The organism is Thaumasiovibrio subtropicus, from assembly GCF_019703835.1.
In the GTDB taxonomy this organism is placed as follows: Bacteria; Pseudomonadota; Gammaproteobacteria; order Enterobacterales; family Vibrionaceae; genus Thaumasiovibrio; species Thaumasiovibrio subtropicus.
Window position 1 is genome coordinate 752,345 of the sequence record NZ_AP023054.1, and the last position, 14,538, is coordinate 766,882.

General features: G+C 48.3%; 16 protein-coding genes. All 16 read left to right on the forward strand.

What is annotated here, in order from left to right; all coding sequences use genetic code 11:
- Positions 1 to 60: 60 nt before the first annotated feature.
- Positions 61 to 576, forward strand: a complete 516-nt coding sequence (iscR, locus tag TSUB_RS03570; RefSeq protein ID WP_087022848.1) for a Fe-S cluster assembly transcriptional regulator IscR — start codon at positions 61 to 63, stop codon at positions 574 to 576.
- 27 nt (positions 577 to 603) lie between these two features.
- On the forward strand, positions 604 to 1,818 hold the full coding sequence (locus TSUB_RS03575) for an IscS subfamily cysteine desulfurase (RefSeq protein ID WP_087022846.1): 1,215 nt from the start codon (positions 604 to 606) through the stop codon (positions 1,816 to 1,818).
- 27 nt (positions 1,819 to 1,845) lie between these two features.
- Entirely contained in the window at positions 1,846 to 2,226 is a 381-nt protein-coding gene (gene iscU, locus TSUB_RS03580; RefSeq protein ID WP_087022844.1) for a Fe-S cluster assembly scaffold IscU, read from the forward strand.
- A 24-nt stretch (positions 2,227 to 2,250) separates the two neighbouring features.
- Complete coding sequence (gene iscA / locus TSUB_RS03585; protein ID WP_087022842.1) at positions 2,251 to 2,574, forward strand: iron-sulfur cluster assembly protein IscA; 324 nt, start codon at positions 2,251 to 2,253, stop codon at positions 2,572 to 2,574.
- A 38-nt stretch (positions 2,575 to 2,612) separates the two neighbouring features.
- Positions 2,613 to 3,128, forward strand: coding sequence for a co-chaperone HscB (hscB, locus tag TSUB_RS03590; protein WP_087022840.1), 516 nt, complete (start codon positions 2,613 to 2,615; stop codon positions 3,126 to 3,128).
- 20 nt (positions 3,129 to 3,148) lie between these two features.
- On the forward strand, positions 3,149 to 4,999 hold the full coding sequence (hscA, locus tag TSUB_RS03595) for a Fe-S protein assembly chaperone HscA (protein WP_087022838.1): 1,851 nt from the start codon (positions 3,149 to 3,151) through the stop codon (positions 4,997 to 4,999).
- Between the two features lies 1 nt (position 5,000).
- Positions 5,001 to 5,339, forward strand: coding sequence for an ISC system 2Fe-2S type ferredoxin (gene fdx / locus TSUB_RS03600; RefSeq protein WP_087022836.1), 339 nt, complete (start codon positions 5,001 to 5,003; stop codon positions 5,337 to 5,339).
- A gap of 35 nt (positions 5,340 to 5,374) precedes the next feature.
- Positions 5,375 to 5,575: a Fe-S cluster assembly protein IscX gene (iscX, locus tag TSUB_RS03605; protein WP_087022834.1), complete on the forward strand. Its 201-nt coding sequence runs from the start codon at positions 5,375 to 5,377 to the stop codon at positions 5,573 to 5,575.
- Between the two features lie 343 nt (positions 5,576 to 5,918).
- Positions 5,919 to 7,208: an aminopeptidase PepB gene (gene pepB, locus TSUB_RS03610; protein WP_087022832.1), complete on the forward strand. Its 1,290-nt coding sequence runs from the start codon at positions 5,919 to 5,921 to the stop codon at positions 7,206 to 7,208.
- 3 nt (positions 7,209 to 7,211) lie between these two features.
- Positions 7,212 to 8,492, forward strand: a complete 1,281-nt coding sequence (pepB, locus tag TSUB_RS03615) for an aminopeptidase PepB (protein WP_087022877.1) — start codon at positions 7,212 to 7,214, stop codon at positions 8,490 to 8,492.
- A 59-nt stretch (positions 8,493 to 8,551) separates the two neighbouring features.
- A complete protein-coding gene (gene ndk / locus TSUB_RS03620) occupies positions 8,552 to 8,980 on the forward strand; it encodes a nucleoside-diphosphate kinase (RefSeq protein WP_087022830.1) in 429 nt (142 codons plus the stop codon).
- 234 nt (positions 8,981 to 9,214) lie between these two features.
- The gene (gene rlmN, locus TSUB_RS03625; protein WP_087022828.1) at positions 9,215 to 10,339 is read left to right on the forward strand and encodes a dual-specificity RNA methyltransferase RlmN; all 1,125 of its coding nucleotides are present in this window, start codon (positions 9,215 to 9,217) and stop codon (positions 10,337 to 10,339) included.
- A 58-nt stretch (positions 10,340 to 10,397) separates the two neighbouring features.
- Complete coding sequence (pilW, locus tag TSUB_RS03630; protein ID WP_087022826.1) at positions 10,398 to 11,153, forward strand: type IV pilus biogenesis/stability protein PilW; 756 nt, start codon at positions 10,398 to 10,400, stop codon at positions 11,151 to 11,153.
- Complete coding sequence (gene rodZ / locus TSUB_RS03635; protein ID WP_087022824.1) at positions 11,143 to 12,081, forward strand: cytoskeleton protein RodZ; 939 nt, start codon at positions 11,143 to 11,145, stop codon at positions 12,079 to 12,081. The genes pilW and rodZ overlap by 11 nt, the downstream gene beginning before the upstream one ends.
- Positions 12,082 to 12,090: 9 nt before the next feature.
- Positions 12,091 to 13,212, forward strand: a complete 1,122-nt coding sequence (gene ispG, locus TSUB_RS03640; protein ID WP_087022822.1) for a flavodoxin-dependent (E)-4-hydroxy-3-methylbut-2-enyl-diphosphate synthase — start codon at positions 12,091 to 12,093, stop codon at positions 13,210 to 13,212.
- Between the two features lie 48 nt (positions 13,213 to 13,260).
- Positions 13,261 to 14,529: a histidine--tRNA ligase gene (hisS, locus tag TSUB_RS03645; RefSeq protein ID WP_087022820.1), complete on the forward strand. Its 1,269-nt coding sequence runs from the start codon at positions 13,261 to 13,263 to the stop codon at positions 14,527 to 14,529.
- Positions 14,530 to 14,538 lie beyond the last annotated feature (9 nt).

The window sequence follows — 14,538 nt, forward strand, 5'->3', positions numbered from 1 at the left end:
TGACCGTTTTAGTCGGGTATGCGACCATGCTTGTCAAATCAATAGACAGGTAACGATGTTATGAGGTTGACTTCTAAAGGAAGATACGCAGTCACCGCTATGCTCGATGTGGCGCTGCACTCTCAAGAAGGCCCTGTGCCACTGGCCGAGATTTCTGAACGACAAGGTATTTCGTTGTCTTATCTCGAGCAATTGTTTTCGCGTCTACGTAAAGCTGGCCTAGTGGCGAGTGTACGTGGTCCGGGCGGCGGATATCGACTGGGTGATGAAGCTGATAACATCGCTGTCGGAACGGTCATCGCCGCTGTTGATGAATCTGTTGACGCAACAAAGTGTCAAGGTAAAGCGGATTGCCAAGGCGGCACTCGCTGCCTCACCCATGCGCTATGGCGTGATTTGAGTAGCCGTATCAGTGGTTTTCTCGACAATATCACGTTGGGTGAACTTATGAAAAATAACGAAGTACAGGAAGTGGCCGATCGTCAGGACAATACCCTGGAAGCTAGCTTGCTGAGAAACAGCTTCGGACAAAGCACTACCCCAATGAGCCAATTGACCGCTAACGCGCGTTCGTAGTTTAAGGGATACGTTTCGGAGAACCATATGAAATTGCCAATTTATTTAGATTACTCAGCAACTTGTCCGGTGGACCCTCGCGTTGCTGAAAAAATGATGCAGTACATGACCATGGATGGCACATTCGGTAACCCTGCATCTCGCTCTCACCGTTTTGGTTGGCAAGCGGAAGAAGCGGTTGATACTGCACGTGAAAATATCGCCGATCTGCTGAATGCAGATCCTCGCGAGATCGTCTTCACTTCAGGTGCGACTGAATCTGACAACCTGGCAATTAAAGGTGCCGCGCACTTCTACAGCAAGAAAGGCAAGCACGTTATTACTTGTAAAACTGAGCACAAAGCTGTACTCGACCCATGTCGTCAGCTCGAGCGTGAAGGTTTTGAAGTGACTTATCTTGAGCCTGAATCAAACGGCTTGATCGATCTTGATAAACTGCGCAATGCGATGCGTGAAGACACGGCTCTAGTGTCTATTATGCACGTCAACAACGAAATTGGTGTCATTCAAGACATTGCTGCAATCGGCGAACTTTGCCGAGAGCGAAAGATCGTTTTCCATGTTGATGCAGCACAATCAGCAGGCAAAATCCCGCTAGACACACAATCAGTGAAAGTTGACCTTGTTTCTCTGACATCACACAAGATTTACGGTCCTAAAGGCATCGGTGCACTTTATGTTCGCCGTAAGCCGCGCATTCGCCTTGAAGCACAAATGCACGGTGGCGGTCATGAGCGTGGTATGCGTTCAGGTACACTGCCTACTCACCAAATTGTTGGGATGGGTGAAGCCTTCCGTTTAGCAAAATTAGAGCGTGAGAAAGATTATCAACATGCGTTGGCGTTACGTGATCGCCTCTTAGATGGCATCAAAGATATGGAAGCGGTCACCATCAATGGTGATCTTGATCAGCGTGTACCGCATAACCTAAATGTAAGCTTCGCGTTTGTTGAAGGCGAGTCATTGCTGATGGCGCTGAAAGACCTTGCGGTTTCTTCAGGTTCAGCCTGTACATCTGCAAGCCTAGAGCCATCTTATGTACTACGTGCACTAGGTTTGGACGACGAGTTGGCACACAGCTCAATTCGTTTCTCGTTTGGTCGATTCACGACGGAAGCAGATATCGACCACGCGATTGGCCAAATCCAACAAGCGGTTACCAAGCTACGCGAAATGTCGCCGCTTTGGGATATGTACAAAGAAGGTATCGATTTGAATACCGTTGAGTGGGCTCACCACTAATAAAGTAAGGAATGTGAGGAAGTCATCATGGCATACAGCGAAAAAGTCATTGATCATTACGAAAACCCACGTAACGTAGGTGCCTTCGATAAGAACGATCCTAATGTCGGTAGCGGCATGGTCGGCGCCCCTGCGTGTGGCGATGTAATGAAATTGCAGATTAAAGTCAGCGATGAAGGTATCATTGAGGACGCAAAGTTTAAAACGTACGGTTGCGGTAGTGCTATCGCTTCGAGTTCGTTAGTCACTGAGTGGGTAAAAGGCAAAACACTTGACGAAGCAGCAGCGATTAAGAACGCTGAAATTGCTGAAGAGTTAGCACTTCCACCAGTAAAAGTTCACTGCTCTATTCTTGCTGAAGATGCGATTAAAGCTGCGGTAACTGACTACAAAAAGAAACATCAATAATTAAGACAGAAGGGTTGGAGTACCATGGCCGTAACAGTAACAGAAGCCGCTGCACAGCGTGTTGCTAACTTTCTAGAGAATCGAGGCAAAGGACTGGGATTACGATTAGGTGTCCGAACGTCTGGCTGTTCTGGAATGGCCTATGTACTCGAGTTCGTTGATGAACTGCAAGAAGGCGATGAAGTTTTTGAGTATTTTGATATCAAAGTCATCGTTGATGCGAAAAGCTTAATCTATCTCGAAGGCACGGAGCTAGACTTCACCAAAGAAGGATTGAATGAAGGCTTTAAGTTCAACAACCCTAACGTTAGCAGTGAGTGTGGTTGTGGTGAGAGTTTCCACGTTTAATCATCACCCCCACCTTCACAAACGACTCTGTGAGTGAGATGAATCATTTTGAACTATTTGGATTGCCGTGTGACTTTAATGTCGACGGCAATCTTCTTTCTGAGCGCTTTCGCGAACTTCAACGTCAATTCCACCCGGATAAATTTGCTACAGCTTCAGAGCGTGATCGCTTGATGGCAGTGCAAAAAGCGGCGGAAATCAACGACGCTTTCCAAACGTTAAAATTAGCGCTACCTCGCGCTGAATATCTCTTGTTATTGCAAGGCATCGAACTACGCGCTGAGCAACAAACCATGCAAGATCCTGAATTTCTGATGGCACAAATGGAACTGCGTGAAGAGTTGGAAGACATTCCGGCTAGCGCTGATCCTGATACTGCGTTGGCTGAGTTTGATGATCATGTGCAAGCGCTTTATCGCCAGCAAGAGAAGCATTTTGTTGAACTCTATCACCAAGGCAATTGGGAAGAGGCAGCAGATGTGGTGCGCCGTTTGAAGTTTGTTGTTAAGCTCCAAGAAGAAGTAGAACGATTAGAAGACACCCTGCTTGGCTAAGAGGTGTTGAAGGAAGACATATGGCTTTGTTACAGATTGCTGAACCGGGGCAGAGCGCTGCGCCGCATCAGCACAAACTCGCTGTGGGTATCGACCTAGGTACCACCAATTCTCTTGTTGCTGCCGTTCGCAGCGGACAACCAACGACCCTGAATGATGAGCAAGGACGTGCAATTCTTCCTTCGGTTGTTCACTATGGCCAAGAGGCTGTGGATGTCGGTTATGATGCGCGTGACAACGCAGTACAAGACCCGGTTAATACGATCAGTTCTGCAAAGCGTTTGTTAGGTCGTGCATTGGAAGATATCCAGCAACGCTACCCATCGCTTCCCTATCAGTTCAGTGCTTCAGCATCGGGACTTCCTGTTCTCAATACGGCGCAAGGTGCCGTTAACCCTATTCAAGTGTCTTCTGAGATTCTAAAGACACTCGCTTCACGAGCTCAAGCAAACCTTGGCGGCGAGCTAGATGGTGTGGTTATCACCGTGCCGGCCTATTTTGATGATGCACAGCGTGCAGGCACCAAAGATGCGGCTGCGCTTGCTGGCCTAAATGTTCTTCGCTTGCTGAATGAACCGACAGCGGCGGCAATTGCCTACGGGCTAGACAGCGGCCAAGAAGGGGTAATTGCGGTCTACGATTTGGGTGGTGGTACTTTTGATATCTCTATCCTGCGTTTATCGAAAGGTGTCTTTGAAGTCTTAGCGACTGGTGGTGACTCCGCGCTGGGTGGTGATGATTTTGATCACCTCATTGCCGATTGGATCAAGCAAGCATCGTCGACTCAACAGTCTGGGGCTGTGTTTGAGCGAGCTGTGCTCGATGCGGCAATCGCAGCTAAAATTGCATTGACTGATAATGAATCGGCTGAGATCAGCGTTGATGATATCGCATTAACGCTCACCCGCGAGCAGTTCAATGATCTTATTCGCCCGTTAGTGAAAAAGAGCCTGCTGGCTTGCCGCCGAGCATTGAAAGATGCGGGTGTCAGCAAAGAGGATGTGCTTGATACTGTCATGGTTGGCGGGTCGACACGTGTTCCTCTGGTGCGTGAAATGTCTGCAGAGTTCTTTGGGAAAACCCCGCTAACCTCGATCGACCCAGATAAAGTCGTGGCAATTGGCGCAGCGGTTCAGGCTGACATATTGGTTGGTAACAAGCCTGACTCTGACATGCTGCTTCTCGATGTGATTCCGCTGTCTCTGGGCATCGAAACCATGGGTGGCATGATTGAGAAGATCATTCCGCGAAATACGACAATCCCTGTCGCGAAAGCCCAAGAATTTACCACGTTTAAAGATGGACAAACGGCAATGATGGTCCACGTGGTGCAAGGTGAACGTGAAATGGTCAGTGATTGCCGTTCATTGGCTCGATTTACGCTAAAAGGTATTCCGCCAATGGCAGCAGGGGCTGCACACATTCGTGTGACTTATCAGGTGGATGCAGATGGCTTGTTGTCTGTCACGGCAATGGAAAAAAGCACCAAGGTGCAATCGTCAATTGAAGTCAAACCATCGTATGGCTTAAGCGACAATGAAATTGCCACCATGATTAAAGACTCAATGGCATTTGCCCAAGAAGATAAAGATGCGCGTGCACTCGCTGAACAACAAGTTGAAGCGGATCGCGTATTGGAAGGCCTGATTGTTGCTTTGCAGCAAGATGGCGACACTTTGCTATCCAAAGAAGAGCGCGAGTTACTTGAAGCGTCAATGATGGCACTAGTGAATGCAAGAAATGGAAACGATGTACGCGCAATTGAAGCAGCTATCAAAGCTACTGATCAAGCTAGTCAAGAGTTTGCGTCGCGCCGTATGGACAACTCGATTCGTCAGGCATTGGCGGGTCATTCGATAGACGAGGTTTAAAATGCCAAAAATAGTCGTACTTCCTCATGAAGATCTCTGTCCTGAAGGGGCGGTTTTAGAAGCCAATGAAGGCGATATGGTTCTCGATGTCGCGCTGCGTGCTGGCATTTCGATTGAGCATGCGTGTGAAAAGTCATGTGCGTGTACTACTTGCCACTGTATTGTGCGCGAAGGATTTGATTCGCTAGAAGAGAGTGATGAGCTGGAAGATGACATGCTTGATAAAGCATGGGGCTTAGAGCCAGAGTCACGCTTGAGTTGCCAGATTCATGTTGCTGATGAAGACTTAGTGATTGAGATCCCGAAATACACGCTCAATCATGCGGCGGAAAATCACTAATCAGCCAGACATCTGACTGCTAGAGGGAGGAAGCAATGGGACTAAAATGGGTTGATTCTCGCGAAATTGCGATTGAATTGATGGATGCCTATCCAGACGTAGACCCTAAGACAGTGCGTTTTACTGACCTTAAGGATTGGATATTGGCGCTTGAAGCGTTTGATGACGATCCTAAACATTGTGGTGAGAAAGTGCTCGAAGCTGTGATCTTAATGTGGATGGATGAGTGGGATTAATTCTTACTTTCATAAAGAGAGACTATGCTTCAAATGGTAGTTCTGGGTTGATCAACTCCCGAAACTTATCCAAAAGATAGTGCAAATCGCTACTCTGTACGGTAGTTTATAGAAAAAGAAACGAAGTTGTTACGTTTCAGTTTAAGCGGATCAAAGACGTCAGGTTTTTGGTCCGCTTTTATGTATACCCAATAGGCGCCGACGCTTGTTGCCCTAATAGTCGCGAAGAGGCAGAAACAACATACCGCAGCGACGCACGTTGAGTGGCGAAGGGAGATTCGCTGAAAAGCGCAGTCTGGTGTACTTTGGGTATATCAAACTCTTACAATTCAAGGAGTCGAACATGTCTGTAGAGATGTCTGTTTTTCTGACTAATGACGCTGCTGCCCCACAGTGGGGCGCCAAAGCGCTGTTATCTTTCACCGAATCTGGTGCACAAATTCACCTCACCAAACAGTCGCCATTGGCTGCGATCCAGCGTGCGGCGCGCAAGCTCGATAACCAAGGCATTAAGACAGTCACACTGGCGGGTGATAACTGGGATCTAGAGGCGGCTTGGGCCTTTGTTCAAGGTTATCGCAATGCGAAGAAGAGCAATACGCTGACGCTTCCTCAGTTCGAAGATGCTGATCAAAAAGAGCTTGATAGCCGAATTCAAATTACCGACTGGGTAAGGGATATTATCAACCAACCTGGTGATGAAGTCGCACCGAGACAATTAGCATCGCGTGCTGCAGAGTTGATTAAATCTTTGGCACCAGAGCAGGTGAAATACAAGATCATTAAGGGTGTCGATCTTTTAGATGAAGGTTGGAGTGGCATCTACACCGTAGGTCGTGGTTCAAAGCGTTCGCCATCGATGTTGCGTCTTGATTTCAACCCGACAGGGGATGAAGACGCCCCAGTACACACGGTATTGGTCGGTAAAGGCATTACCTTTGATACGGGCGGCTACAGCTTAAAACCTTCAGCAGGCATGATGGCAATGAAAGCCGACATGGGCGGTGCCGCATTGGCAACAGGTGCGCTAGCATTTGCTATTTCTCGTGGTCTCAACAAACGCGTTAAGTTGGTGTTGTGTTGTGCTGAGAACATGATCTCAAGTAGTGCTTATAAGCTTGGCGACATCATCAAGTATAAGAACGACAAAACGGTTGAAGTGCAGAACACAGATGCTGAAGGTCGTTTGGTTATGGCTGACGGCCTTATTTACGCGAACACCCAAAATCCGCAACGTGTGATTGATGTCGCTACGCTGACGGGCGCAGCAAAAATGGCGCTGGGTAATGACTACCATGCCATCATGAGCTTTGATGAAAGTTTTACCGCTGATGCATTAGCTTCTGCCAAAGAAGAGAATGAAGGTATGTGGCCACTGCCATTAGAAGAGTTCCACCGTGACATGCTGCCTTCTCAGTATGCGGATCTTTCTAACATTGCGAGTGGTGATTTTGCGCCAGGTGCCACAACCGCGGCTGCGTTCCTCTCTCATTTTGTCGACGAGTATCAAACCGGTTGGCTGCACGTTGATGCGAGCGGTACCTTCCGTAAATCACCGACAGACAAATGGGCTGCTGGTGCGACAGGAATGGGTGTACGCACACTCGGCAACCTGATCCTCAAAGGAGAATAAGTGATGCTGAATGTAGTACTTAAGCAAGGCAAAAATGAAGGCGTTTGGGGCGACAATGCACTGATTGGCTATGGCGAATCAGAAGCGACTATTTTCTTTGAAGGTGATTACCCTTCACGACGCATTCAGCAAGCGGGCCGCCAATTGCAATCACAAGGGGTGAGTGCGGTTGCGCTTGAAGGTGAAGGTTGGAGCTATGAGCGTCAGTGGGCGTTTTACTGCGGCTACGCGCCAACACGTGGTGATGTCACTCTGAAATGGGCGAGTACGGATGAAGATGAGCTCGAATTGCTCAACGCACGTCGCCATGCCCATGATTGGGCGCGTCGCATGATCAATGCAACGCCAGAAGAGATGTACCCAGAATCACTCGCTCAAGAAGCGGTTGATTTCTTAACGGGGCTGGCTGGCGACAACATCAGTGTCGATGTGATCAAAGGTGAAGCACTGGCAGAGCAAGGCTGGGTAGGCGTATGGAACGTTGGCCGTGCCAGTGTTCGTCCACCAGTGATGCTGACCATTGACTACAATCCAAGTGGCGATGCTGATGCGCCTGTTGCAGCGTGTTTAGTCGGTAAAGGTATCACGTTTGACTCGGGCGGTTACTCGATCAAAACATCCGCTGGCATGGTGGCAATGAAGTGTGACATGGGGGGCGCCGCAACCGTGACTGCCGCTTTGGGTTACGCGATTGCGCAAGGGCTAAATAAACGCGTTAAACTGATTCTATGCTGTGCAGAGAACCTGATTGCGGGTAATGCTTATAAGCTAGGTGACGTACTGACATATAAAAATGGTGTGTCAGTTGAGATATTAAACACCGATGCGGAAGGTCGTTTAGTCTTAGCAGATGGTTTGCTTGCCGCTTCTGAAACGAATGCCCCTTTAATTATCGACGCAGCAACATTGACGGGAGCTGCAATGATGGCCGTCGGTGAAGACTACAATGCGCTGTTTAGTTTAGATGCAGAGCTGCTAATGCGCAGTCAACAGTTGTCGAATCTTGTCAATGAGCCAGCATGGCCATTACCGCTAGAGAAATGGCACCAACAGCAGTGTCCATCTCCTTATGCTGATACGGCCAATAGCCGTCCTGTCAAAGGGGGCGGTATGGGCGGTGCGTCAAATGCAGCTGGCTTCTTATCTCGATTTGTGAGAGAGGATGGAAAAGGTTGGTTACATGTTGATTTAGCGGGCTGTTTCAGAGACAGTGGTGGAGCTCGCTGGGCAGCCGGTGCCACCGGGTTGGGGATAGCCCATATTGCTGCGCTGCTTATCGCTTAAGCTGAACAGTCTGGATCTGCCAGCAATGGCAGATCCCACATTCAAAAGGAAAGATAATAATGACAATTGAGCGCACGTTTTCAATCGTGAAGCCAGACGCCGTAGAGCGTGACTTAATCGGGGAAATTTACCACCGAATCGAACAATCTGGGCTGCGTATTATCGCGGCTAAAATGCTTCACCTTACAACACAACAAGCACAAGGCTTCTACGCAGAGCATCAAGGTAAGCCCTTTTTCGATGATCTTGTCGCGTATATGACATCTGGTCCTGTGATGGTTCAGGTGCTCGAAGGTGAAAATGCGGTGGCCAACTACCGTGAGTTGATGGGGAGCACAAACCCGGAAAATGCCGCAATGGGGACACTGCGTCACGATTACGCTAAGTCGATGCGTCATAACTCGGTGCATGGTGCCGATAGCGCGGAATCTGCCGCGCGCGAAATCGCTTACTTCTTCGCAGACAGTGAAATTTGTCCACGTGCTTAATCCGTAGATTTTTTTGTCAGAGGCAATGTCTTTCATGTCTCTGACATTTCCCTCCTAATAGACACTCTTTCTGTATTAACCCTGCGAAACCGCGGTGGAAAGTCATGCGCAAAGGCTGTACAATTTCGCGCCTTGAATTTCCATGTCTCCTACACTAAAACAAGCGCAGACTATTGAGTAAGAGATGGATAGATTCAGCGCAAGCATGTTCAATTTAAATGAGGCAACACCGCAATGTCAGCAGTCAAAGTGAATTTGATGGATTTTAACCGTCAGGGACTTCGCCAGTATTTTGTCGAAGAGCTGGGGGAGAAGGCTTTTCGTGCCGATCAGGTCATGAAATGGATCTATCACTTCGGTTGTGATGACTTCGATGAGATGAACAACATCAATAAGAAGTTACGAGAGAAGCTTAAGCGCGTTGCTGAAATTAAAGCGCCGACAGTGGCTGATGCGCAGTACTCGACAGATGGCACAATCAAGTTTGCTATGCGAGTGGGCGACCAAGATGTCGAAACGGTCTACATTCCTGAAGATGATCGCGCAACATTATGTGTCTCTTCTCAAGTGGGCTGTGCGCTGGATTGCAAATTCTGCTCAACAGGTCGTCAAGGCTTTAACCGTAACCTGTCGGTTTCAGAGATTATCGGCCAGGTTTGGCGTGCGGCAAAAGAGATTGGTCTAGAGAAAGAGACTGGCCGTCGACCTATCACTAACGTTGTGATGATGGGGATGGGTGAGCCGTTATTGAACATGAAAAACCTCATTCCAGCACTGGAACTGATGCTCGATGATCTCGGTTACGGCTTATCAAAGCGTCGCGTGACAGTTTCGACGTCCGGTGTGGTTTCAGGGCTCAATCAGATGATTGGTAAAATTGATGTGGCGTTGGCGATTTCGCTTCATGCACCTACCGATGATCTGCGCAGCAGTTTTATGCCGATCAACGATAAGTATGACATCGATACCTTCTTAGATGCGGTGCGACGTTATATTGATCAGTCTAATGCGAACCGTGGCCGTGTGACGGTTGAGTACATTTTGCTCGATCACGTCAATGATGACATGCAACATGCTAGACAGCTCGCAGAGACGCTAAAAGATACCCCAGCAAAAGTAAATTTAATTCCTTTTAACCCGTATCCTGGTTCACCATATGGTAAGCCAAGTAATTCTCGCATCGATCGTTTCATGAAAACGCTGATGGAGTATGATTTCACTGTCACTGTGCGTAAGACACGTGGCGATGATATTGATGCGGCTTGTGGTCAACTTGTAGGTGATGTGATCGACCGTACCAAACGAACTGAACGAGAGCGTGCTGCAAAAGGGGAACCAATTGCAATTAAAGCAGTCTAGTGAGAGGGTAAGGGACGGTTTTTGACAATAAAACAAAGAATAAGGATGTTTAATAGTCATGTTGCGCTTGTCGTCTGTAATTTTTGCCGCCCTTTTGTTGGTCGGTTGTGTCTCCGTAGAAGAGTCAGTTGGAAATCAACGCTATAATCCTGTAGAAGCGGCGGATAAGCGTATTGCGCTTGGGGTTCAATATTTATCTCAACGTGATATGCCCCGAGCAAGGGATAATTTTCAACAAGCGCTGACATTAGCCCCAGACTATTATCGTAGTCTGCTCTCGATGGCTTACTACTATCAGCAGGTGAATGAGCCCGAGCAAGCAGAAAGCTACTATAAAATGGCACTGCGTAAAAACCCGCGTAACGGTGATGTGCTTAACAACTACGGTGTCTTCTTGTGCCGTGAGAAAAAGTACGAAGAAGCGATCCGTATGTTTGAAAGGGCAGTCGAGCAGCCGGATTACAACCAGGTTGCTTCGAGCTTTGAAAACGCAGGTTTATGTGCCATTGGACAAAACGACACTGAAGCGGCAAAGGCTTTCTTAACGCGCGCCTTATCGCACGACCAGAATCGACCTATGTCGGTGTTACAGTTGTCGCGTTTACAGATAGATGCAGGCGAATTTGCTCAAGCTAGAGCAAATTTGATGAAATTTAATAAGCAGTATGGATACAAACCTGATAGCCTGTTTCTTCTTATACAATTGGAAGAGAAAGCGGGCAGAACACAAGAGCGTGATCGCTACGTGAAACTGTTAGCCAGTCAGTATCCAGAATCCACGCAATATCAACAATATTTAGCAAATGACTACTGACCACAACGAAGAACAAGAACTAAAGATCGATACGACAGGACCGGGTGATATCCTCCGGGAGGCGCGTGAGCGTCTCGGTATGTCGCAAGAAGATGTGGCAAACCGCCTCCGTCTGCGCACGACTGTGATTGCAGATATCGAAAACAATATTTTTGACACTAAACAAGCCACGTTTACTCGTGGCTATATTCGTTCGTTTGCCAAGTGTGTGAACTTGGACGAAGACCAAGTGCTCTCTTATCTAAATGGCGTTGACAACCTCGAAAGCGCTGATCAGAAGATGCACAGCTTTTCTCGACGCACTAAACGCGAAGCTCATGATAACCGCGTGATGCGACTAACTTGGGTGATCGCGGCTGGTGTACTCGGTGTCACGGCCATTTGGTGGTGGCAAAGCGTACAGCTTGATGGCGACAATATCGACATCGTAACAAACTCCCCCGCCACCGAGATCGTAACCAGTACAGATGATCTACCTGATGCGCCACTAGATAATAGTTTGCCTGAGTTGGTTGTGCCTGTTGAAGAGGTAGAGCCTGTTAGCGCAACACCTGTTGAGCCAGTTGCTGAGCAGGAGCAAGTCCAGCCCGTAGAACAAGAGGCGGTAGCCGATGTCGATTCGCCCGCTGTTGTTGACGCGCCTGAGGTCTCTCCTGTAGCAGATGAGCCAGCACCGCAAAGTGACGCTGCTGAAATGTTGTCGATCAGCTTTAAAGGCGACTGCTGGGTTGATATCCGTGACGCAACGGGGAAACGTTTGGTCACCGGTATCAAGAAGCAAGGCGAGAGTATCCAGCTAGAAGGGCAAGAGCCATTTAAACTGGTACTGGGTGCACCGGATGTGGTAGAACTGCGTTATCAAGGCGAAGTCGTCGATATGAGTCAATTTGGGGCAGGTAAAGTCGCGCGCTTTAACCTTCCTCTTTAAGAGTTTCCCATGCATACAGAATCACCTATTGTGCGTCGTAAATCGACGCGCATTTACGTTGGCGACGTGCCAGTTGGCGATGGTGCGCCAATTGCTGTCCAATCCATGACAAACACGCGAACTACCGATGTAGCCGCGACCGTTGCTCAAATTCAAGCACTGGAGAAAGTGGGCGCCGACATTGTGCGTGTGTCAGTGCCAACCATGGATGCAGCCGAAGCGTTCAAGCAGATCAAGCAGCAAGTGAATGTGCCACTGGTGGCCGATATTCATTTTGACTACCGCATAGCACTTAAAGTTGCAGAGTATGGCGTCGACTGTTTGCGTATTAACCCCGGTAACATCGGTAAAGAAGAGCGTATCCGTAGTGTTGTTGATTGCGCTCGTCACAACAATATTCCGATTCGAATTGGTGTGAACGGCGGCTCGCTAGAGAAAGATCTTCAAGTTAAGTACGGTGAACCCACCCCAGCTGCGCTGGTGGAATCGGCGATGCGCCACGTGGATATTCTCGATCGCCTTAACTTTGACCAGTTTAAAGTGAGCGTAAAAGCATCGGATGTTTTTCTTGCCGTGGAATCTTATCGCCAGCTTGCCAAGAAAATCGATCAACCGCTACACCTTGGTATTACCGAAGCGGGCGGTGCGCGAGCAGGCTCCGTAAAATCCGCGGTTGGCCTTGGCATGTTATTGGCCGAAGGCATTGGCGACACGTTACGTGTCTCGCTTGCGGCTGATCCTGTCGAAGAGATCAAAGTAGGTTTTGATATCCTCAAATCACTGCGTATTCGTTCTCGTGGTGTTAACTTCATTGCGTGTCCAACCTGTTCGCGTCAAGAATTTGATGTGATTGGCACTGTTAACGCATTAGAAGAACGCTTAGAAGACGTTGTGATTCCAATGGATGTTTCCATTATTGGTTGTGTGGTCAATGGTCCAGGAGAAGCGGAAGTGTCTCATCTGGGTGTTGCTGGCGGCAATAAGAAGAGCGCTTATTATGATGACGGAAAACGTCAAAAAGAGCGCTTTGATAACGAAGCGCTGATTGATCAACTAGAGACGAAGATTCGTGCTAAGGCATCCATGCTAGACGAGTCAAACCGCATCAATATCGATATTAAACAAGATTAATTTTAAGGCTGTGATTGATAACAGCCTATTAGCTGAACGAGTGAAAAAGTGGCGAAACAAATCCAAGCAATTCGAGGCATGAATGACTGCCTACCGACTCAAACTCCACTATGGCAAAAAGTTGAAGCGTGCGTAACACGTGTTGTCAGCGCTTATGGCTATAACGAAATTCGCATGCCTATCGTCGAGATGACCCATCTGTTCAAACGCGCGATTGGCGAAGTCACTGATGTTGTTGAGAAAGAGATGTACACCTTTGATGATCGCAACGGTGACAGTCTTTCACTTCGCCCGGAAGGGACTGCGAGCTGTGTCCGTGCGGGTATTCAACACGGTCTGCTGTATAACCAAGAGCAGCGTCTGTGGTATATGGGACCCATGTTCCGCCATGAGCGCCCGCAGAAAGGTCGCTATCGTCAGTTCCATCAAGTTGGTGTTGAAGTCTTTGGCTTAAATGGCCCAGATGTCGATGCTGAGTTGATCATCATGACAGCGCGCTTATGGAAAGAGTTGGGCATTGATAAGCACGTTCGCTTAGAGCTCAACTCCATTGGCTCCTTGGAAGCGCGTCACACCTACCGCGATGCGTTGATTGCGTTCCTAGAGCAGCATATTGATGTGCTTGATGAAGACTGCAAACGTCGTATGCACACCAATCCATTACGTGTGTTAGATAGCAAGAACCCAGATGTGCAAGCGATTCTTGTCGATGCGCCAGAGTTGGTTGACTACTTAGATGAAGAGTCGAAGGCACATTTTGCGGGTTTGTGTGAACTCTTAGACGCTGCAGGTATCGAATACACGGTTAATCAACGATTAGTGCGTGGATTAGATTACTATAACCGCACTGTGTTCGAGTGGATCACTGAAAGCCTAGGTGCCCAAGGTACGGTGTGTGGTGGTGGTCGCTATGACGGCCTCGTCGAGCAGTTGGGCGGCAAAGGTACGCCAGCAGTGGGTTTTGCAATGGGCTTGGAACGCTTAGTCCTTCTTATGGAAGCACTTGAGCAAACTGAGGTTCGTCGCCGTGTTGATGCCTATGTTGTCACTATGGGTGAAGGCAGTGTACAAGCGGGGATGCAGTTAGCGGAACAAGTTCGGGATGCTATCCCGGGTGTGCGTGTTATGAATCACTTTGGTGGTGGTAACTTTAAGAAACAGTTTAAACGTGCAGATGCTGTTGGTGCTGCGTATGCGCTAGTGCTGGCAGAATCTGAAATTGAAGCGGGGCAGGTTACTGTGAAGGACCTTCGAGGTGGTGAGCAAAATACTGTCTCCGTTGCTGATGCAATTGAAAAGCTGAAAGAATTGATTTAACAGAGGACG